Source organism: Pseudomonas sp. NFPP04 (assembly GCF_900113815.1).
In the GTDB taxonomy this organism is placed as follows: Bacteria; Pseudomonadota; Gammaproteobacteria; order Pseudomonadales; family Pseudomonadaceae; genus Aquipseudomonas; species Aquipseudomonas extremorientalis.
The window spans coordinates 321,562-341,731 of the sequence record NZ_FOQS01000005.1; the positions used below are offsets into that span (position 1 = coordinate 321,562).

General features: G+C 57.5%; 18 protein-coding genes. 13 read left to right on the plus strand and 5 right to left on the minus strand.

Annotation, left to right across the window (positions count from 1 at the left end):
- Positions 1–3: 3 nt before the first annotated feature.
- From BM017_RS13640 to BM017_RS13660, 5 genes are all read left to right on the plus strand, one after another.
- Complete coding sequence (locus BM017_RS13640; RefSeq protein ID WP_092245077.1) at positions 4–981, plus strand: DMT family transporter; 978 nt, start codon at positions 4–6, stop codon at positions 979–981.
- Between the two features lie 39 nt (positions 982–1,020).
- A complete protein-coding gene (locus BM017_RS13645; RefSeq protein ID WP_092245080.1) occupies positions 1,021–1,464 on the plus strand; it encodes a cupin domain-containing protein in 444 nt (147 codons plus the stop codon).
- A complete protein-coding gene (locus BM017_RS13650) occupies positions 1,461–2,984 on the plus strand; it encodes an acyl CoA:acetate/3-ketoacid CoA transferase (RefSeq protein ID WP_092245083.1) in 1,524 nt (507 codons plus the stop codon). The genes BM017_RS13645 and BM017_RS13650 overlap by 4 nt, the downstream gene beginning before the upstream one ends.
- Positions 2,985–3,068: 84 nt before the next feature.
- On the plus strand, positions 3,069–4,625 hold the full coding sequence (locus BM017_RS13655) for an FAD/NAD(P)-binding protein (protein ID WP_092245086.1): 1,557 nt from the start codon (positions 3,069–3,071) through the stop codon (positions 4,623–4,625).
- 141 nt (positions 4,626–4,766) lie between these two features.
- Positions 4,767–5,645 carry a LysR family transcriptional regulator gene (locus BM017_RS13660; RefSeq protein WP_139216857.1) on the plus strand — a complete coding sequence of 293 codons (879 nt, stop codon included), beginning with the start codon at positions 4,767–4,769 and terminating at the stop codon, positions 5,643–5,645.
- A gap of 61 nt (positions 5,646–5,706) precedes the next feature.
- Here the strand turns inward: BM017_RS13660 and BM017_RS13665 are convergent, their stop codons facing one another.
- Positions 5,707–7,932 (minus strand): NADP-dependent isocitrate dehydrogenase, encoded by a 2,226-nt coding sequence (locus tag BM017_RS13665; RefSeq protein ID WP_092245092.1) that lies wholly within the window; start codon positions 7,930–7,932, stop codon positions 5,707–5,709.
- A gap of 493 nt (positions 7,933–8,425) precedes the next feature.
- Here BM017_RS13665 and icd point away from each other — a divergent pair, with 493 nt between their 5' ends.
- Complete coding sequence (gene icd, locus BM017_RS13670; protein WP_028616796.1) at positions 8,426–9,682, plus strand: NADP-dependent isocitrate dehydrogenase; 1,257 nt, start codon at positions 8,426–8,428, stop codon at positions 9,680–9,682.
- 76 nt (positions 9,683–9,758) lie between these two features.
- On the opposite strand, the gene cspD is transcribed toward icd, so the two are convergent.
- Entirely contained in the window at positions 9,759–10,025 is a 267-nt protein-coding gene (gene cspD, locus BM017_RS13675; protein ID WP_092245095.1) for a cold shock domain-containing protein CspD, read from the minus strand.
- A gap of 218 nt (positions 10,026–10,243) precedes the next feature.
- Between cspD and clpS the strand changes: the two genes are divergently transcribed.
- Entirely contained in the window at positions 10,244–10,612 is a 369-nt protein-coding gene (gene clpS, locus BM017_RS13680; protein WP_071491895.1) for an ATP-dependent Clp protease adapter ClpS, read from the plus strand.
- A 29-nt stretch (positions 10,613–10,641) separates the two neighbouring features.
- Complete coding sequence (gene clpA / locus BM017_RS13685; RefSeq protein WP_071491894.1) at positions 10,642–12,912, plus strand: ATP-dependent Clp protease ATP-binding subunit ClpA; 2,271 nt, start codon at positions 10,642–10,644, stop codon at positions 12,910–12,912.
- A gap of 183 nt (positions 12,913–13,095) precedes the next feature.
- On the opposite strand, the gene infA is transcribed toward clpA, so the two are convergent.
- The 3 genes from infA to aat all read right to left on the minus strand — a co-directional run bounded on the left by infA (position 13,096) and on the right by aat (position 14,858).
- Positions 13,096–13,314, minus strand: a complete 219-nt coding sequence (gene infA, locus BM017_RS13690) for a translation initiation factor IF-1 (protein ID WP_002553999.1) — start codon at positions 13,312–13,314, stop codon at positions 13,096–13,098.
- 100 nt (positions 13,315–13,414) lie between these two features.
- Positions 13,415–14,122: an arginyltransferase gene (locus BM017_RS13695; RefSeq protein WP_071491893.1), complete on the minus strand. Its 708-nt coding sequence runs from the start codon at positions 14,120–14,122 to the stop codon at positions 13,415–13,417.
- A 55-nt stretch (positions 14,123–14,177) separates the two neighbouring features.
- Complete coding sequence (aat, locus tag BM017_RS13700) at positions 14,178–14,858, minus strand: leucyl/phenylalanyl-tRNA--protein transferase (protein ID WP_071491892.1); 681 nt, start codon at positions 14,856–14,858, stop codon at positions 14,178–14,180.
- 282 nt (positions 14,859–15,140) lie between these two features.
- On the opposite strand from aat, the gene BM017_RS28860 reads away from it, so the two are divergent.
- From BM017_RS28860 to crcB, 5 genes are read left to right on the plus strand one after another with little or no spacing between them, the layout of a single operon-like run.
- The gene (locus tag BM017_RS28860; RefSeq protein ID WP_139212897.1) at positions 15,141–15,383 is read left to right on the plus strand and encodes a hypothetical protein; all 243 of its coding nucleotides are present in this window, start codon (positions 15,141–15,143) and stop codon (positions 15,381–15,383) included.
- Entirely contained in the window at positions 15,358–17,766 is a 2,409-nt protein-coding gene (locus BM017_RS13705) for a DNA translocase FtsK (RefSeq protein WP_071491891.1), read from the plus strand. Before BM017_RS28860 ends, BM017_RS13705 begins: the two co-directional genes overlap by 26 nt.
- 54 nt (positions 17,767–17,820) lie before the next feature.
- A complete protein-coding gene (gene lolA, locus BM017_RS13710; protein ID WP_071491890.1) occupies positions 17,821–18,444 on the plus strand; it encodes an outer membrane lipoprotein periplasmic chaperone LolA in 624 nt (207 codons plus the stop codon).
- A gap of 27 nt (positions 18,445–18,471) precedes the next feature.
- Positions 18,472–19,794 carry a replication-associated recombination protein A gene (locus BM017_RS13715; protein WP_071491889.1) on the plus strand — a complete coding sequence of 441 codons (1,323 nt, stop codon included), beginning with the start codon at positions 18,472–18,474 and terminating at the stop codon, positions 19,792–19,794.
- Positions 19,794–20,168: a fluoride efflux transporter CrcB gene (gene crcB, locus BM017_RS13720; RefSeq protein ID WP_071491888.1), complete on the plus strand. Its 375-nt coding sequence runs from the start codon at positions 19,794–19,796 to the stop codon at positions 20,166–20,168. Before BM017_RS13715 ends, crcB begins: the two co-directional genes overlap by 1 nt.
- Positions 20,169–20,170: the final 2 nt, after the last annotated feature.

Consider the following 20,170-nt stretch of genomic DNA (forward strand, 5'->3'; position numbering starts at 1 on the left):
CGCATGATGGACCTGACATTTTATGATTTTACGGATGTCAGGGGCTGGCGCAGTTTACCTCTTCAAATCAATTTGGAGAGTGTCATGAGTCCGGTTGCCCACAAAAGCTACGAAGTACGTCTCACCTCACCGTTCCCCATTGCCTTCATCCTGCTGTGGAGCTCCGGTTACATCGGCGGCGCGTTTGGCGTCCGTTATGGCGAGCCGTTCACCATGACGTTCTACCGATTTGCCCTGGCGGCGCTGGTTTTCCTGGGGGTTGCATTCGCGATTAAAGCGCAATGGCCGAAAAAGCTGACGCCTTACCTTCATGCTGCTGCAGTTGGGTTGCTTCTACAGGCATTGCAGTTCGGGGGTTTGTACACCGGCATCAGTCATGGCGTTCCAGCAGGACAAGCCGCATTGATCGTCGGGTTGATGCCGGTATTTGTTGTGATCGGTGCTTATTTCTTTTTAGGTGAGCAATTGAGTTGGCGCGACCTGCCGGGGTCGATCCTGGGTGTCGGCGGTGTGGTCATTGTCGTAGCCAGCAGCCTTTTTGGCACCGAGGCGTCATTAGGTGGATATGGCGCAGTGGGCCTGGCGTTGCTAGGTATCACGCTTGGCACGCTGTATCAGAAGCGCTTTCTAGGTGGCGTGAACCTGTGGGTGGGCTGCTTCATTCAGATGGTTGTCGCGTCGCTGGTTATGTTGGTACTGGCTTATGCCACCGAAACCATGCGCGTGACTGAATGGGCGCCCTTTGCAGCATCGGTAGCCTGGATCACGTTGATGAATTCAGTTGGGGCGCTGACGCTGCTGTATTTGATGATTCGACGGGGTGAGGCAAGTAAGGCGACCAACTTGTTTCATGTTATTCCGGCGGTCACACAGATCATGGCGTCGCTAGTGTTGGGGGAAGTGCCGAGTGCGGTGGCGGTTGCGGGATTTGTTGTTTCGGCGGTTGGGGTTTATTTGATGAATCATGCTCGCGCGAAATGATTGATAAGCAGTTCATTCGTGAAAAGGCGGAGAACGGTCATGCATACAATAGGCAGTAGCGAAATATTTGACATTCAGATGAGTGAGTTGGGCGGTGGATTGTCTACCGACGATCTTGAGCATTTAAAGTTTGAGCCTTATCAAATTGATGGTCGCGAGGGCGTTTCGATATTTTATCTGTACGACGCCCGGCAAGGTGCGCAAGGGCCCGCCGCAGCTTTGGTCCGCTACAAGGCGGGGGCCTTTACCCCAAGACATATGCACATGGGGTGGGAGTTGGTTTTTGTATTAAAGGGTGAGCTGCTTGATGATCGGGGGCTTCATACAGCGGGCGTATTGCAGATTTATCCGCCCGGTTCTTCGCATGAACTCTGTTCGATGACAGGTTGTACGTTCCTGGTTGTTTGGGAGCAACCCGTTCAGGTTGTCATGTCACCCGAAGGCAGTGCAGGCGCCGCCTCAACTCCTGAGGCCGACATATGAAAGTCATTAGCGAGCAACAAGCGGCGGACTTGATCGAAGACGGTTGGACAATCATCCCTGGTGGTTTTGGAAGTTGCGGGCATCCAGATGGCCTCACGCGCGCAATCAGTGAGCGTTTCAAGCGCGAAGGGCGACCGCGCCAGATTGGTCTGCTCTTCGCATCGGCCTCTGGGGATCTTGAGGGGCGAGGTGTCGATCTATTTGCTCAGCCAGGGCTGGTGGCCAAGGCGATTGGCGGTTTTTGGGGGTTGGTTCCGCGACTGGGCGAGATGGCGCGGTGCGGCGAAATAGAAGCGCATAATTGGCCGCAGGGTGTTATCAGTCAGCTCTTTCGTGCCATCGCAGCCAAAAAGCCCGGGGTAATATCGAGCATCGGGCTCAATACTTTCGTTGATCCCAATAATGAAGGGGGCTGTTTGAGTGATCGAGGGGGCGGTCCGCTTGTTCAAAGAGTTGATATTGCGGGAGCGACAACACTTTTCTATCCCGCGCTTGACGTTAATTGTGCGTTGTTGAGAGGTACCTGCTGCGATCCTGATGGGAATATCTCAATGGAGAGGGAAGTTTCTTATAGTGACTCGCTCGCGCAGGCGATGGCTGTTAAAAATTGCGGCGGCACCGTAATCGTGCAAGTTGAAAGCTTGGTAGGGTTGCATGAGATAGAGCCACAACATGTAAAGATTCCAGGCATGCTAGTAGACTACGTCACCGTGTCTCGCCCCGGAGAACATCCTCAAACCTATGCCGAAGTCTACAACTCCGAATTTATATGTCCGGGAGTTCAGACACCTGATAGGGGGGCAATATCCTGTGCCGAGCGGATTATTGCCAAGCGCGCGCTACAGGAAATTCGCCAGCAAAACGTTCAAGTAGTCAATCTCGGTATTGGTATGCCCACGGTTATTGGTCGAGTGGCTGAGGAGAGTGGCTGTCCGGGGAGCGAGATCTTTACTGTTGAGTCTGGAGTTGTGGGAGGTAGGCCTGCTTTCGGGTTGTCGTTTGGAGCCAGTTATAGACCGAGTGCTGTGATCGAGCAGGCAGCGTTGTTTGATTTTTATGAAGGCGGCGGCATTGATGTGGCGTGCTTGGGTTTTGCTGAAATTGATGCCGCTGGCAATGTCAATGTCTCGCAGTTTGGCAGCAAGTTGCAGGGCGCTGGCGGTTTTATAAATATCTCACAGTCCGCGCGCTTCATTATATTTTGCGGAACTTTAACCGCTGCTGGGCTGAATGTCGAAATGGGTGCAGAGGGGCTGCAAATTGTCCAGGAAGGGCGCATCAAGAAGTTTGTACGCCAGGTTTCGCACCTGACATTTAACGGTGGCTACGCTCAGTTGTTGCGTCAGCGCGTAATGTTTGTGACGGAGCGCGCTGTTTTTTCGTTGCGTAATGGAGTTATTTATTTGGATGAGGTCGCGCCGGGTATTGATATCGCGCGGGATATTGTACCGTGCATCGAAGGCGGATTTGTTATCTCGGCTGATTGCAAGCGCATGAAGGGCGATGTTTTTTTAATTTAGGGTTGCGGGTTGTTGTGGGGTTTGAAGTTGGATGGCGTTGTGAGGTGTTAGCGGAGTGATCAATTCGATTTAACGGAGGCTGTTATGTCAAATAACGTGATTACAATCATCGGCGGTGGCGCATCGAGCGTTGCGTTTATCTATTCGTTGTTGGAAGGTCTCGGCAGGTCGGGTTGTTACTCGAGTGTCTCTTTGTTTTTAATCGACAGGCAGCCTCAATGTGGGCGGGGGCTCGCCTATTCAGAGGACTGCATCACGAATCTTTTAAATACTCGGGCTGAGTTCATTTCGCCTTTCGCCGATCAGCCTGGGCATTTCTATAAATGGTTATCGAATAATCGGGAGGTTTGGGAGGATGACTTTCCAGGTATTGAATTATTGCCTCAGTCCTTTCTACCCCGGCCGCTATTTGGGCTTTATCTTGCGCATATGATTCGGTGGTTGGTTAATAGGGCAGTGGCACTCGGCTGTCAATTGATTCAGGTTCAGGATGAGGCGGTCAGCCTGAGTTTTGCGCACGATGGTAAAGTGGTGGTTTTAACCAGAGGAAATCTTTCCTTTCCAAGTGATCACGTGGTACTCAGTTGCGGTAATGCCCGCAGTCTGGAGTATCGGCATCTGGATGCTTCAGAGGGTTTTTTCAACAGTCCTTACCCTCTAAGGCGTACATGTCGATTGATTCCAAAGCATGCAAGTGTGGCTATTGTTGGTTCAAGGCTCAGCGCCATCGATACACTGATCGGGCTCACCACTAATGGGCACGTGGGGCCAATCACATTGCATTCGCGTACCGGTGCGTTGCCCTATGTTCGTGGGACCCAGGCACGCTATAAGCCGAAAATTCTGACGCCTGAAACGGTCAAGTCGTGCATTTCTAGGTGTGGGGTGGTCCGACTTGACGATGTGATGCGCTGGACGTTGCAGGAGTTCGCTTTAGGTGGAGAGGCAATTGGCGCCATTGATTGGTCATCCAAGTGCACCCAGAAGCCTGCCATTGAGTTTCTGACCGACGAGATCGCGCAGGCACAATATCCCAGATTTTGGCAGTCAGTACTTTATTCTACCAATGCGGTACTTGATTTGATTTGGCCTGCAATGCCTGATGAGGACAGGCGAAGATTTTTAGGTTATTCAAGTTGGTGGATGATCTACCGCGTTTCCATCCCGGTTGAGAATGCAGTAAAAATAAAGGTGTTGCTTGAGGCGGAACAATTGTCGATCTTCAAGGGTGAGCTTAAGGCGGTGGAGTGTGACGGAAGGTTTACCTTGGTGGTGGATGATTGTTCAGGTATTCGTCGCTGCGAGTATGACGCAGTGGTTATTGCGACTGGTACGCCTCGTGACGTCAAAAAGTTCGACAACCCTATTGTCCAAAATATGCTTCATCAGGGCCTTGCCAGTGTTGATCCCTTCGGAGGTGTCAGGGTTTCTGCTGAAACAGGTGGACTGATTAATCAGCTAGGTTATGTGGATGACAGAATTACAGTGCTAGGTGAGCTCACGAGCGGAGCATTCTTTTTTACCAGTGCGTTGGAAATCAACTCCCGCCATTCGGCGAGACGAGCTAACGACGTCCTATCGAGGCTGTCACTTGTTCGTGATGGAAGTTCCCGTAGTTCAGGGTCACGCTTGTTTGCATAGGGTGTAGGAGAAACTACAGGGGTACACGTTAAGTTTGATCTTCCTACGCGAGTAACGTCTCTACCTAGCCGAACAGTCAGTTGTAAGTGCCGCAAGGAATTGCCACACTTCGAAGCGTTACTCCTCGGTGGGTGGTGTGTCATGAGGGTCAATCTTGATGTTCAGTCCTTGCGCAGTTTTATCAAGGTGGGTGAAACCAAAAGCTTTACGCGTGCTGCGCAAGCATTGAGTTTGACTCAGCCCGCGATCAGTCAGCAGATCAGGCGTCTCGAGGACTTGCTGGGTGTCGAGCTCTTCGTAAGGGAAAGGCGTCAGGTGCTGCTTACCCTGGAGGGGGAAAAGCTATTTGGCTACGCCAAGGATATTGTTGCTTGCAACGACAAGATAGGTGGGCTGTTTGAAAAGGAAAAAAGAAGAGAAACAGTCGTACTGGGTATGCCTGAACATTTTTGTGAGCGCGTGCTACCGTATATCATTTCCAATATGGCCATCCAGTTTCCATCTACGCAGATGGTGGTAAAGGTCGCAAGGTCTGGCGTGTTGTTGGAGGCCGTAAAGGGCGGTGAGATCGATTTATGTTTGGTTATCGATGAGCTGGGTATTGCGAGCGAGCCGCCTTGGCATACGTTATCGGTCAAATGGTTTGGCAGTGCGCAGGTCAGCTTAGGCGATGATTTGAAAGATTTGCCCTTGGTGTTGTTTAAGCCCCCTTGTGGATTCCGCAGTTTGGCGATCAGGAGTCTTGAGGCGTGCGGGCTAAAATGGCACTGCGTCTATGAATCGGAGGACTTGATGTCATTGCGCTCTGCGGTGCAAGCGGGTGTGGGGGTGACGTTGCTGCCTTATGTTGCGCAGGTGCTGGGTTTGAGAAGCCTCGAGGGTGTTTCCAGCCTGCCGAGGCTGCCCGAGTTTGCCGTGATGCTAAGGGAGCGAGCAGGTTGGAATCCTGATTGTCGGCCGCAGATACTGGACCTGATTCGCACGGCATGGGCTTCTGAGTATATCGATGGCCCCCTTTGATTAAGGCCTGAAGGCACAAACCCCGGCACATGGCCGGGGTTTGTGATGTCACCTTACAACTTTACTTCAACTTGGCAATCGCCGCATTGAGGGTGTTGCTTGGGCGCATGGCCTTGCTGGTCAGTTCCGGGTTCGGCGCGTAGTAGCCGCCGATGTCCACTGGCTTGCCTTGGACGGCGTTGAGCTCGGCAACGATGGTTGCCTCGTTCGCGGTCAGGGTCTTGGCCAGTTCGCCGAACTGCGCTTGCAGTGCAGTGTCTTCGGTCTGGGCGGCCAGGGCTTGAGCCCAGTACAGCGCCAGGTAGAAGTGGCTGCCGCGGTTGTCAATGTTGCCGACTTTGCGCGATGGCGACTTGTTGTTGTCGAGGAACTGGCCGGTGGCCTGGTCCAGGGTCTTGGACAGGACCAGGGCTTTCGGGTTGTTGTACGTCACACCCAAATGCTCGAGGGACGCAGCCAGGGCAAGGAACTCGCCCAGGGAATCCCAGCGCAGGAAGTTCTCTTCCACCAGTTGCTGTACGTGCTTCGGCGCCGAACCGCCGGCACCGGTTTCGAACAGGCCACCGCCGTTCATCAGTGGCACGATGGACAGCATCTTCGCGCTGGTGCCCAGTTCCATGATCGGGAACAGGTCGGTCAGGTAGTCGCGCAGAACGTTGCCGGTCACCGAGATGGTGTCCAGGCCCTTGCGGGTGCGCTCCAGGGTGAACTTCATCGCGTCGACCGGCGACATGATGCGGATGTCCAGGCCTTCGGTGTTGTGGTCTTTCAGGTAAGCCTGAACCTTCTCGACCACGACGCCGTCGTGTGCACGCTGAGGGTCCAGCCAGAAGATGGCCGGGGTGTTGCTGGCGCGGGCACGGTTGACGGCCAGTTTGACCCAGTCCTGGATCGGCGCGTCTTTGGTCTGGCACATGCGGAAGATGTCGCCGGCTTCGACTTTCTGTTCCATCAGCAGGTTGCCCTTGCTGTCGGTGACGCGGACTACGCCGTCAGCCTTGATCTGGAAAGTCTTGTCGTGGGAGCCGTACTCTTCGGCTTTCTTCGCCATCAGGCCGACGTTCGGCACGCTGCCCATGGTGGTTGGGTCGAAGGCGCCATTGGCCTTGCAGTCTTCGATGACCGCCTGGTAGATGGTGGCGTAGCAGCGATCCGGGATCACCGCCTTGGTGTCGTGCAGCTGGCCGTCGGTGCCCCACATCTTGCCGGAGTCACGGATCATGGCCGGCATCGAGGCGTCGACGATCACGTCGCTCGGCACGTGCAGGTTGGTGATGCCTTTGTCGGAGTTGACCATCGCCAGGGCAGGGCGAGCCGCGTAGACGGCCTGGATGTCAGCTTCGATCTGCGCTTGCTGCTCGGCCGGCAGGGCCTTGATGCGCGCGTACAGGTCGCCGATGCCGTTGTTCAGGTTGAAACCGATCTGCTCCAGCACGGTGGCGTGCTTGGCCAGGGCGTCTTTATAGAACTCGGCGACGATCTGGCCGAACATGATCGGGTCGGAGACCTTCATCATGGTGGCTTTCAGGTGAACCGACAGCAGCACGCCTTGTTTCTTGGCGTCTTCGATTTCAGCGGCGATGAACGCACGCAGGGCTTTCTTGCTCAGCACGGCGGTGTCGATGATTTCGCCGGCCTGTACCGAGGTCTTTTCCTTCAGGACGGTGGCGGTGCCGTCCTGGGCGATCAGCTCGATTTTGACAGCATCAGCGCCTTCGATCTGTACGGCTTTTTCGCTGCCGTAGAAGTCGCCATTGCTCATGTGGGCGACGTGCGACTTGGAGTCGGCAGCCCAGGCGCCCATTTTGTGCGGGTGCTTGCGCGCGTAGTTCTTGACCGACAGCGGTGCGCGGCGGTCGGAGTTGCCTTCGCGCAGTACCGGGTTCACGGCGCTGCCCTTGACCTTGTCGTAACGTGCGCGGGTTTCTTTTTCCGCGTCGGTGGTTACGGTTTCCGGGTAGTCCGGCAGGGCGTAGCCCTGGGCCTGAAGTTCCTTGATCGCGGCTTGCAGCTGCGGGGTCGAGGCGCTGATGTTAGGCAGTTTGATGATGTTGGCTTCAGGCGTAACGGCCAGGTCGCCCAGTTCGGCGAGGTGGTCCGGGATAGCCTTGGCACCCAGTTGCTCGGGGAAGCTTGCGAGGATGCGCGCGGCGAGGGAGATGTCGCGGGTTTCCACGGCAATATCAGCGGAAGCGGTGAAGGCCTCTACGATAGGCAGCAGTGAATAGGTGGCGAGGGCCGGGGCTTCGTCGGTGAAGGTGTAGATGATCTTCGAGCGGGTGGGCATATTCGGATTAACTCTCTTCTTTGCTGAAAGCGTGCGCAGAAACTCGAGATGCGCCGGGTGGAGCGCGTTCGTTCAAAGTCATCCATGAGCGAAATGTCGAGGTTTCTTCGCGGTGATGTTGGGTTGCATCAGTCGAGCGTCAAGCGGGTGGACTATTGTAATAGTCCTGCTTTGTAGCGGAAGGCTGTGTTCTAGAGCGGTCCGCCGTCGTGACTCTTTGGTCAGCGGCGGCATTATACATAGGTCGCTATGCTTACGCCGAGCCTTCATACAAAAGGTGTGTCGTCCATTGGTCTAAAGGTCGCAGGTACCCGATTGCGACGAAAGTCGCACGATGTGCTCAAGATTGGCGATTTTGCCTTTGCTTTCAGGCTTGTAGGCGACAAATTATGCTGTTTTCGATGCAAATGAGCATGGCGCGAGGTTTCAGTCGCCATTTATCTGGAGTAGGCTCGAACGCAGCCAGATGTTCAATCCATAGATGGAGTTCAGCATGGGATACAAGAAGATTCAGGTTCCGGCAGTCGGCGACAAAATCACCGTCAATGCAGACCATTCTCTCAATGTTCCTGACCAACCGATCATCCCTTACATTGAAGGTGACGGTATCGGTGTCGACATCAGCCCGGTGATGATCAAGGTAGTCGACGCCGCTGTTGAAAAGGCCTACGGCGGCAAGCGCAAGATCTCCTGGATGGAGGTTTATGCTGGCGAGAAAGCAACTCAAGTCTACGACCAGGACACCTGGCTGCCCCAGGAAACCCTGGATGCGGTCAAGGATTACGTGGTCTCCATCAAGGGTCCGCTGACCACCCCGGTGGGTGGCGGCATCCGTTCGCTGAACGTGGCCCTGCGCCAACAACTCGACCTGTATGTGTGCCTGCGCCCGGTGCGCTGGTTCGAAGGCGTGCCCAGTCCGGTCAAGAAGCCTGGCGATGTGGACATGACCATCTTCCGGGAGAACTCCGAAGATATTTACGCCGGTATCGAGTGGAAGGCCGGTTCGCCTGAAGCGATCAAGGTGATCAAGTTCCTCAAGGAAGAAATGGGCGTGACCAAGATCCGTTTCGACCAGGATTGCGGAATTGGCGTGAAGCCGGTCTCGAAGGAGGGTACCAAGCGCCTAGCGCGCAAAGCCCTGCAATATGTAGTGGATAACGACCGCGACTCGCTGACCATCGTGCACAAAGGCAACATCATGAAGTTCACCGAAGGTGCCTTCAAGGAATGGGCCTATGAGGTGGCGGCTGAAGAATTTGGTGCGACGCTGCTGGATGGCGGCCCATGGATGCAGTTCAAGAACCCCAAGACTGGCAAGAATGTGGTGGTCAAGGATGCTATCGCCGACGCCATGCTCCAGCAGATCCTGTTGCGTCCGGCTGAGTATGACGTGATCGCCACCCTCAACCTGAACGGCGACTACCTGTCTGATGCGCTGGCGGCGGAAGTGGGGGGGATCGGTATTGCGCCGGGTGCCAACCTTTCGGATACCGTGGCGATGTTCGAGGCGACCCACGGTACTGCGCCGAAGTATGCGGGCAAGGATCAGGTCAACCCGGGTTCGCTGATTCTGTCGGCCGAGATGATGCTGCGCCATATGGGTTGGACCGAGGCGGCGGATTTGATCATCAAGGGCACTAATGGCGCGATTTCTGCCAAGACTGTGACTTATGACTTCGAGCGTCTGATGGATGGCGCCACCCTGGTGTCTTCGTCTGGCTTCGGTGATGCGCTGATCTCGCACATGTAAGCGACAGGGGTAAAAAACCGGCCACACCGTAAACGGGATGGCCGGTTTTTTTATTGGGCGCCTGCTCGGTGGCTGATCAGGCTAATTGCTCTTTTGATTTTTGAGCGACGCCCTCTTTGGCTGTGCCGATGGTGACTGGCGCACTGATTTCGATCGCGTGCTTGCCTTTGGGCCCCTGAATAATGTCAAAGGAGACCGGCTGCCCCGCTTTCAGCGTTTTATAACCGTCCATTTTGATCGCTGAGTAATGCGCAAAAAGGTCTTCATCCTTGCCGTCTTCAATAATGAAGCCGTACCCTTTGGCATTGTTGAACCACTTGACCTTACCGCTTGCCATACCCATATCCCTCTGCACCAGACTCCATCACTGGAGTATCATCCAGTTTATCCGTCCTAACCCGAATAAATAAGGTTGACTGCGCGGACCTTTTTTACCCAATGTGGGTTCTATTGGTTGTAACACCGTTTCGCCGATAGTCAAGGCGACCAGTCGGTCAGAGTTGAAATTCTGACAGGTCGCCCCCACCACTGTATTTGAACCACTGACGAACCTTTCTTTCCATGCATGCAAACAGCCAGATTCGACTAACATTCAATCAGGATCGACCGGATCAGCAACATGATGACGACGGTTCTGCAGGCATTGCTGTTCAGGAGGCCAAGCCTGCTCTACAGGCGCCGCCGATGTACAAGGTGGTTTTGTTCAATGATGACTACACACCGATGGATTTCGTGGTCGAAGTGCTCGAGGTGTTTTTTAACCTGAACCGCGAGTTGGCGACCAAGGTAATGCTGGCCGTTCACACAGAAGGACGGGCAGTATGTGGAGTGTTTACCCGCGACATCGCCGAGACAAAGGCCATGCAGGTCAACCAGTACGCCAGGGAAAGCCAGCATCCGCTACTCTGTGAAATCGAGAAGGACGGTTAACGCCGACCACTTGGGTATGAGGTGAAGCTATGTTAAACCGCGAGCTCGAAGTCACCCTCAATCTTGCCTTCAAGGAGGCTCGTTCGAAGCGTCATGAGTTCATGACCGTCGAACACCTGCTGCTGGCACTTTTGGATAACGAAGCTGCCGCCACCGTTCTACGTGCGTGCGGCGCCAACCTCGACAAACTCAAGCATGACCTGCAGGAGTTTATCGACTCCACAACGCCACTTATTCCAGTCCACGATGAAGACCGTGAGACCCAGCCAACCCTGGGCTTCCAGCGGGTGCTTCAGCGTGCCGTGTTCCATGTTCAGAGCTCCGGTAAGCGTGAAGTCACGGGCGCCAATGTGCTGGTGGCGATTTTCAGCGAACAGGAAAGCCAGGCAGTGTTCCTGCTCAAACAGCAGAGCGTTGCCCGTATCGATGTCGTCAACTACATCGCCCACGGTATCTCCAAGGTGCCCGGGCACGGCGATCATTCCGAGGGTGAGCAGGATATGCAGGACGACGAGGGCGGTGAGTCTTCTTCTTCGGGCAATCCACTGGATGCCTATGCCAGTAATCTCAACGAACTGGCGCGCCAGGGGCGGATCGATCCGCTGGTGGGGCGTGAGCTCGAGGTTGAGCGTGTCGCGCAGATCCTCGCGCGTCGTCGCAAGAACAACCCGTTGCTGGTGGGCGAGGCAGGCGTGGGTAAAACCGCGATTGCCGAAGGCCTGGCCAAGCGCATCGTGGATAACCAGGTGCCGGACCTGCTGGCCAACAGCGTCGTCTACTCCCTTGACCTGGGCGCCTTGCTCGCCGGGACCAAGTACCGTGGCGACTTCGAGAAGCGCTTCAAGGCGCTGCTCGGTGAGCTGAAAAAACGCCCGCAGGCGATCCTGTTCATCGACGAAATCCACACCATCATTGGTGCCGGTGCGGCCTCCGGTGGGGTGATGGATGCCTCCAACCTGCTCAAGCCGCTGCTGTCGTCGGGTGATATACGCTGCATCGGCTCGACCACGTTCCAGGAATTCCGTGGCATCTTCGAGAAAGACCGTGCCCTGGCACGTCGCTTCCAGAAGGTCGACGTGTCCGAACCTTCGGTAGAGGACACCATCGGCATCCTGCGCGGGCTCAAGGGGCGCTTCGAGGCGCACCATGGCATCGAGTACACCGATGAAGCACTGCGTTCAGCCGCTGAGCTGGCGTCGCGCTACATCAATGACCGGCACATGCCGGACAAGGCCATCGACGTAATCGACGAAGCCGGTGCCTACCAGCGTCTGCAGCCGGTCGAGAAGCGTGTAAAACGCATCGACGTGCCGCAGGTCGAGGATATTGTGGCGAAGATCGCGCGGATTCCGCCAAAACACGTCACCAGCTCCGACAAGGAGTTGCTGCGTAACCTGGAGCGCGACCTCAAGCTGACCGTGTTCGGTCAGGATGCGGCCATCGACTCGCTGTCCACCGCGATCAAGCTGTCGCGTGCAGGCCTCAAGTCGCCGGACAAGCCGGTGGGTTCGTTCCTGTTTGCCGGCCCGACCGGTGTCGGCAAGACCGAAGCGGCCCGGCAACTGGCCAAGGCCATGGGTATCGAGCTGGTGCGGTTCGACATGTCCGAATACATGGAGCGTCACACCGTGTCGCGCCTGATCGGCGCGCCTCCGGGTTATGTCGGTTTCGACCAGGGCGGCCTGTTGACCGAGGCGATCACCAAGCAACCCCATTGCGTGCTGCTGCTCGATGAAATCGAGAAGGCCCACCCTGAAGTCTTCAACCTGCTGCTGCAGGTGATGGATCACGGGACCCTGACCGACAACAACGGGCGCAAGGCGGATTTCCGCAACGTGATCGTGATCATGACCACCAACGCCGGTGCCGAAACGGCCGCGCGGGCTTCCATTGGCTTCGCGCACCAGGATCACTCGTCCGATGCGATGGAAGTCATCAAGAAGAGCTTCACGCCTGAGTTCCGCAACCGCCTGGACACCATTATCCAGTTTGGTCGCCTCAGCCATGAGGTTATCAAGAGCGTGGTGGACAAGTTCCTCACCGAGCTCCAGGCGCAGTTGGAAGACAAGCGCGTGCAGCTGGAGGTCACGGACGCGGCGCGCAGCTGGCTGGCCGAAGGCGGCTACGATGCGGCAATGGGCGCACGCCCAATGGCGCGTCTGATCCAGGACAAGATCAAGCGGCCGCTGGCCGAAGAGATCCTGTTTGGCGAGCTTTCCGACCATGGTGGCGTAGTGCACATCGACCTGAAGGACGGCGAGCTGACCTTCGAGTTTGAAACTACAGCTGAAATGGCCTGATCCATAGCGGCGAGCTTCAATGTGGGAGGGGGCTTGCCCCCGATAGCAGTGTTTCAGTCGCTACATGGGTGACTGATTCACCGCTATCGGGAGCAAGCCCCCTCCCGCATTGGGTGGTGGCACTTGGTAAATAGCACGCACACAAAAACGCCCGGCATAACCGGGCGTTTTGTATTGACTTGCTTAGCGAGCGCGGTAAGTGATGCGCCCTTTGCTCAAGTCATAGGGCGTCAGCTCGACGCGCACTTTGTCACCGGTAAGAATACGAATGTAGTTCTTGCGCATCTTGCCGGAGATATGCGCGGTTACGACGTGCCCATTTTCCAACTCCACACGAAACATGGTGTTGGGCAGGGTGTCGACGACAGTGCCTTCCATTTCGAAGCTGTCTTCTTTCGACATGCAGTAAAGCCCTCGGTATCCAGTGAATGGCCCGGTGCAACTGCGCCAGGCAAAAGCGGCGTGCATTGTGCCCGAAAAAGGGTGTTCAAGCCAAGGGGTTCTAGTTAAGCACGACCCATCTTTGATTAATCAGCAGTTCAATGGGCCGATATTGGGTCTTGTAGTTCATCTTTTTGCAGTTCTTGATCCAGTAGCCGAGGTACACCGCCTCCAGTTCCTGGCGCAAGGCTTCGCCAATCTGCCAGAGGATCGCAAAGCGTCCCAGGCTGCGGCGTTCTTCGGCGGGTTCATAGAAGGTGTAGACCGCCGACAGGCCGTTAGGCAACAGATCGGTCACCGCGACAGCCACCAGCCGGCCGTCCGCACGAAATTCGTAGAAGCGCGAGAAGGGCAGGTCGCGGACCAGGAACGTGGAAAACTGATCGCGGCTGGGCGGGAACATATCGCCGTCAGCGTGGCGTTGTTCGATGTAGCGCTGGTAAAGGTCGAAATATTCTTCGGTGAAGCGCGGCTTGGCCGACGTCACCGTCAGGTCTGCGTTGCGCTTGAGGATGCGTTTCTGGTTGCGGTCCGGCAGAAACTGCGCAACGGGGATGCGTGCGGGCACGCAGGCATTACAGTTCTGGCAATGCGGCCGGTACAGATGATCGCCACTGCGCCGAAACCCCATCTCCGACAGGTCGGCATACACATGCACGTCCATAGGCTGGCTGGGGTCGAGGAACAGCGTGGTGGCCTGCTCGTCGGGCAGATAGCTGCAAGAGTGGGGTTGAGTGGCATAAAACTTCAAACGCGCCAACTCGGTCATGATCAACCCTCGGATAAGCTTTGAAATAAGTGTAAGCCAGGAGCGCGGATGTCGCCTAGGAAACCCACGGTCCGGCGTTGGGCTGGTCCAGATGGTCGTGCAGGAACCCTGCGAAGTCGCTGCGGGATATGGCGCGGGCACCCAGGCTGTGCAGGTGATCGTTGGGCATCTGGCAGTCGATCAGCACAAAGCCCCAGGCCTGCAATTGATGGGTCAGCGTGGCAAAGCCGAATTTCGAAGCGTTGTCGGCGCGGCTGAACATGGACTCACCAAAAAACAGCTGGCCCATTGCGAGGCCGTAGAGGCCGCCTACCAGTTCACCCTTGTCCCAGACCTCCACCGAATGCGCGTAGCCGCGCTGGTGCAGTTCCAGATAGGCGCTCTGGATGCCTTCGGTGATCCAGGTGCCATCGGCATAGGCGCGTGGCGCCGCGCAGGCCTGGATAACGGCGGCGAAGTCCTGGTCGAAGGTCACGCTGTAGCGCTGTTGGCGCAACAGTTTGCCCAGGCTGCGCGATACATGCAGTTCGTCGGGGAATATCACTGTGCGTGGGTCGGGCGACCACCAGAGGATCGGTTGGCCCTCTGAAAACCAGGGGAAGCAGCCGTGACGGTAGGCTTGGATCAGCCGTTCGGCGCTGAGATCACCGCCGGCGGCGAGCAAGCCATTGGGTTCGCGCATGGCCTTGGCCAGTGGGGGGAAAGTCAGTGAATCGCGTTGTAACCAGGTCAGCATGGCATCCAGGCTTTACGGAAGGGGAGGGGAGTGGCAGGAATGACACCTGCGGCGGCAGTGCTGATTATTGTCGACCTGGCGCCATCGGACCAGCCCGGATCGGACATTAAGGTGGATTAGCGTGAGCAGGTGTTTCTGCAACTCTATGCCGGGGGCGTGGTCGTAATCGGGTCTGTTCCATGCAGGCCATTTGCCAAGCTTGCCTCGATTGGTAAAAACAGCTCATAAGCCTTTGTCAGCAAAGACAATGCATGCTCAAATTGAACATCTTGTGACACACAATTGGCTATGCTGCTGGAAGAGCGCCAAGCGGCGTGGCATCAGGGACACAAACCCGTACAATGCGGCCATTGTGGCGTTATCGTCATTTCATCCAGCAATAGTCCGGTGTTAAACAGTAGATTCAACGACGCTCGTTCATTTTTCAGCTGCTCGGATTGGGCAGTATTTGCAGTCATTCAACAGATGGACGCGCTAAAGGCGCAGGAAAAGACCCGTTTTGAAGAAATCCGCCGCAACACCTAAAGCAGCAGTCGTGCCGGCCTGGCGCCAGCACCTGCATTATCGCCTCAAGGAAGGTGCGCTGATCGCGATCGGCGCGCTGTGCCTGTTCCTGATGATGGCCTTGCTGACCTATGGCAAGGACGATCCGGGCTGGAGCCACAACAGCAAGATCGAAGACGTGCAGAACTTCGGTGGCCCTGCCGGTTCCTACAGCGCCGATATCCTGTTCATGGTGCTGGGTTACTTCGCCTATATCTTCCCGTTGCTGCTGGCGATCAAGACCTGGCAGATCTTCCGCCAGCGCCATGAGCCGTGGCAGTGGAGCGGCTGGCTGTTCTCCTGGCGCCTGATCGGCCTGGTGTTCCTGGTGTTGTCCGGCGCGGCGCTGGCGCATATCCATTTCCATGCACCCACCGGCCTGCCGGCGGGCGCCGGTGGTGCGCTGGGCGAAAGCCTCGGCGACCTGGCGCGCCGGACCCTGAATATCCAGGGCAGTACCCTGATGTTCATCGCCTTGTTCCTGTTCGGCCTCACCGTGTTCACCGACCTGTCCTGGTTCAAGGTGATGGACGTGACCGGCAAGATCACCCTCGACCTGCTGGAGCTGTTCCAGGGCGCCGCCAATCGCTGGTGGGCGGCCCGTGTCGACCGCAAGCGCATGGTCGCCCAACTGCGTGAGGTCGACACCCGTGTCAACGAAGTGGTGGCCCCGAGCACACCGGACCGGCGTGAGCAGGCCAAGGTCAAGGAACGCCTGATCGAACGCGAACAGGCCTTGAGCAAGCACATGTCGGACCGCGAGAAGCAGGTGCCGCCAGTGATTGCTCCCGCGCCGCCCAAGCCGGCCGAACCGAGTCATCGCGTACAGAAAGAGAAACAGGCGCCGTTGTTCATCGACAGCGCCGTCGAAGGCACCTTGCCGCCGATCTCGATCCTCGACCCGGCCGAAAAGAAACAACTCAACTATTCCCCAGAGTCCCTGGCGGCCGTCGGCCACCTGCTGGAAATCAAGCTCAAGGAATTCGGCGTCGAAGTCTCGGTGGACTCCATCCATCCCGGCCCGGTGATCACCCGTTACGAAATCCAGCCGGCCGCCGGTGTGAAGGTCAGCCGCATCGCCAACCTGGCGAAAGACCTGGCCCGCTCTCTGGCCGTGACCAGCGTGCGCGTGGTGGAAGTCATTCCCGGCAAGACCACCGTGGGTATCGAGATTCCCAACGAAGACCGCCAGATCGTGCGCTTCTCCGAAGTGCTGTCGACGCCCGAGTACGACAACTTCAAGTCGCCGGTCACCCTGGCCCTGGGCCATGACATCGGCGGCAAGCCGGTGATCACCGACCTGGCGAAGATGCCCCACCTGCTGGTCGCCGGTACCACCGGTTCCGGTAAGTCGGTGGGGGTGAACGCGATGATCCTGTCGATCCTGTTCAAGTCCGGCCCGGAAGACGCCAAGCTGATCATGATCGACCCGAAGATGTTGGAACTGTCGATCTACGAAGGCATTCCACACCTGCTGTGCCCGGTGGTCACCGACATGAAGGACGCCGCCAACGCCCTGCGCTGGAGCGTTGCCGAGATGGAGCGCCGCTACAAGCTGATGGCGAAGATGGGCGTGCGTAACCTGTCGGGCTTCAACGCCAAGATCAAGGAAGCCCAGGAACGCGGCGAGACCATCGACGATCCGTTGTACCGGCGCGAAAGCATTCACGACGAAGCGCCAAAGCTGACCAAGCTGCCGACCATTGTGGTGGTGGTCGACGAATTCGCCGACATGATGATGATTGTCGGCAAGAAGGTTGAAGAGCTGATCGCGCGTATCGCCCAGAAGGCCCGTGCCGCCGGTATTCACTTGATCCTTGCCACCCAGCGGCCGTCGGTGGACGTGATCACCGGCCTGATCAAGGCCAACATCCCGACGCGCATGGCGTTCCAGGTGTCGAGCAAGATCGACTCGCGGACCATCATCGACCAGGGGGGCGCCGAACAACTGCTCGGCCATGGCGACATGCTCTACATGCCGCCGGGCACCAGCCTGCCGATTCGGGTGCACGGCGCCTTTGTCTCCGACGATGAAGTGCACCGTGTGGTGGAGGCCTGGAAACTGCGCGGCGCACCGGAATACAACGATGACATTCTTGCCGGTGTTGAAGAGGCCGGCAGTGGCTTCGATGGCGGCAGTGGCGGTGGCGACGATGATGCCGAGACCGATGCGCTGTACGATGAAGCCGTGGCGTTCGTGCTCGAAAGCCGTCGAGCCTCGATTTCCGCGGTGCAACGCAAGCTGAAAATCGGCTACAACCGTGCCGCTCGTATGATCGAAGCCATGGAAAACGCTGGCGTCGTGACCGCAATGAACACCAACGGCTCGCGTGAAGTCATTGCCCCCGGGCAGATGCGCGACTGATCCCGCGCCGCGTGACAGCACGCGGCGCGTCCTGACTACTCAATGAGGACTCCCATGCGCTTTATCCGCATGCTGTTGTTGCCGGCACTGGCCCTGACCGCTGTTTCGGCTCACGCTGACCCGGCCTCCGTCGCCAGCCTGAAGAATCTGCTCGACAAATCCCAGACCCTGACCGCGCGCTTCTCCCAGTTGACCCTGGATGCCGGCGGCACCCAGTTGCAGGAAACCGCCGGCGAAATGGCCGTGCAGCGTCCTGGCCTGTTCTACTGGCACACCGAGGGCAAGGCCGAGCAGACCATCGTGTCCGATGGCCAGAAGGTCACCCTGTGGGACCCGGACCTGGAACAGGCGACCATCAAGAAGCTCGACCCGCGCCTGAACCAGACCCCGGCGCTGTTGCTCTCAGGTGACGTGTCGAAGATCAACGACAGCTTCGACATCACCTCCAAGCAGACCAGCAACGTGATTGAATTCACCCTCAAGCCGAAATCCAAGGACACGCTGTTTGACACCCTGTCCTTGTCGTTCGGTAACGGCGTGATCAACAACATGCGCCTGATCGACAGCGTCGGCCAGCGCACCGATATCCTGTTCTCCGGGGTCAAGGCCAACCAGCCGGTACCGGCGTCCAAGTTCAAGTTCGACATCCCCAAGGGTGCCGACGTGATCCAGGAATAAATTCCCCAGAGGTTTCAAACGCTGCCCATGGACCTGTTTCGAAGTGACCCGATTGCCCAGCCACTGGCCGCACGTCTGCGTTCGACCAACCTGGATGAGTACGTCGGTCAGGAACACCTGCTCGCTCGCGGCAAGCCCCTGCGTGAAGCCCTGGAGCAGGGTGCGCTGCACTCGATGATTTTCTGGGGGCCGCCGGGGGTGGGCAAGACCACCCTGGCGCGGCTCTTGGCAAAAGTCTCCGATGCACACTTCGAAACGGTCTCGGCGGTACTCGCCGGGGTCAAGGAGATCCGCCAGGCGGTGGAAGTCGCCAAGCAGCAGGCCGGGCAGTACGGCAAGCGCACCATCCTGTTCGTCGACGAAGTGCACCGTTTCAACAAGTCGCAGCAGGATGCGTTCCTGCCCTATGTGGAAGACGGCACGCTGATCTTCATCGGCGCCACCACCGAAAACCCTTCGTTCGAGCTCAACAACGCCTTGCTGTCGCGGGCGCGGGTCTATGTGCTCAAAAGCCTGGACGAGGCGGCGATGCAGAAGCTGCTGCAGCGCGCCTTGAACGAAGACAAGGGCTTGGGCAAGCGCCAACTGAGCGTGAGCGAAGAGGGCTTCAAGATCCTGCTGACGGCTGCCGATGGCGATGGTCGTCGTTTCCTCAACCTGTTGGAAAACGCCTCCGACCTGGCCGAAGACGGCGGTGAGATTGGCGTCGACCTCCTGCAAAGCCTGCTCGGCGACACGCGCCGCCGCTTCGACAAGGGCGGCGAGGCCTTCTACGACCAGATCTCGGCACTGCACAAATCCGTGCGCGGCTCCAACCCCGACGGTGCGCTGTACTGGTTTGCACGCATGATCGATGGCGGTTGCGACCCGCTGTACCTCGCTCGCCGTGTGGTGCGCATGGCCAGCGAAGACATCGGCAACGCCGACCCGCGTGCACTGAGCCTGTGCCTGGCGGCATGGGACGTACAGGAACGCCTCGGCAGCCCGGAAGGCGAGTTGGCGGTGGCCCAGGCCATCACCTACCTGGCCTGCGCGCCAAAAAGCAACGCGGTGTACATGGGCTTCAAGTCCGCACTGCGCGCCGCCGCCGAATATGGCTCGCTCGAAGTGCCGATGCACCTGCGCAACGCGCCGACCAAGCTGATGAAGCAGCTGGGTTATGGCGATGAATACCGTTACGCCCACGATGAGCCGGATGCCTACGCGGCCGGTGAAGACTATTTTCCCGATGAGCTTGAACCGTTGCCGCTCTATCAACCGGTGCCCCGTGGCCTGGAGCTGAAGATCGGCGAAAAGCTCAATCACCTCGCGCAACTTGATCGACTCAGCCCCAGACAGCGGAGAAAGTAGTGTTCAAGACGATTCTTGCCGTGTCCGCAGCCGGCATCGCTGGTACATTATTGCGTTTCGCCACCGGCACCTGGGTCAGCGCCAATTGGCCCAGGCATTTTTACGCGGCGACCCTGGCGGTCAACCTGGTGGGCTGCCTGATCATCGGGCTGTTGTACGGCTGGTTCCTGTTGCGCCCGGAAGTACCGATTGAAATTCGCGCCGGCTTGATTGTCGGCTTTGTAGGCGGTCTGACGACCTTTTCATCCTTTTCACTGGATACGCTGCGCCTGCTGGAAAGCGGGCAGGCCCTGATAGCCTTCGGGTACCTGGGCATCAGCGTATTCGGCGGGCTGCTCGCTACCTGGGCCGGCCTGTCCTTGACCAAACTTTGATA

Bases quoted from the DNA above. Each gene is read 5' to 3' on its own strand.
- clpA (WP_071491894.1), top strand. From the start codon at position 10,642: ATGTTAAACCGCGAGCTCGAAGTCACCCTCAATCTTGCCTTCAAGGAG.
- BM017_RS13715 (WP_071491889.1), top strand. From the start codon at position 18,472: ATGGACCTGTTTCGAAGTGACCCGATTGCCCAGCCACTGGCCGCACGT.
- infA (WP_002553999.1), bottom strand. From the start codon at position 13,314: ATGTCGAAAGAAGACAGCTTCGAAATGGAAGGCACTGTCGTCGACACC.
- BM017_RS13640 (WP_092245077.1), top strand. From the start codon at position 4: ATGATGGACCTGACATTTTATGATTTTACGGATGTCAGGGGCTGGCGC.
- cspD (WP_092245095.1), bottom strand. From the start codon at position 10,025: ATGGGTATGGCAAGCGGTAAGGTCAAGTGGTTCAACAATGCCAAAGGG.
- BM017_RS13665 (WP_092245092.1), bottom strand. From the start codon at position 7,932: ATGCCCACCCGCTCGAAGATCATCTACACCTTCACCGACGAAGCCCCG.
- lolA (WP_071491890.1), top strand. From the start codon at position 17,821: ATGCGCTTTATCCGCATGCTGTTGTTGCCGGCACTGGCCCTGACCGCT.
- aat (WP_071491892.1), bottom strand. From the start codon at position 14,858: ATGCTGACCTGGTTACAACGCGATTCACTGACTTTCCCCCCACTGGCC.
- BM017_RS13655 (WP_092245086.1), top strand. From the start codon at position 3,069: ATGTCAAATAACGTGATTACAATCATCGGCGGTGGCGCATCGAGCGTT.
- clpS (WP_071491895.1), top strand. From the start codon at position 10,244: ATGCATGCAAACAGCCAGATTCGACTAACATTCAATCAGGATCGACCG.
- BM017_RS13695 (WP_071491893.1), bottom strand. From the start codon at position 14,122: ATGACCGAGTTGGCGCGTTTGAAGTTTTATGCCACTCAACCCCACTCT.
- BM017_RS13645 (WP_092245080.1), top strand. From the start codon at position 1,021: ATGCATACAATAGGCAGTAGCGAAATATTTGACATTCAGATGAGTGAG.
- icd (WP_028616796.1), top strand. From the start codon at position 8,426: ATGGGATACAAGAAGATTCAGGTTCCGGCAGTCGGCGACAAAATCACC.
- BM017_RS13650 (WP_092245083.1), top strand. From the start codon at position 1,461: ATGAAAGTCATTAGCGAGCAACAAGCGGCGGACTTGATCGAAGACGGT.
- BM017_RS13660 (WP_139216857.1), top strand. From the start codon at position 4,767: ATGAGGGTCAATCTTGATGTTCAGTCCTTGCGCAGTTTTATCAAGGTG.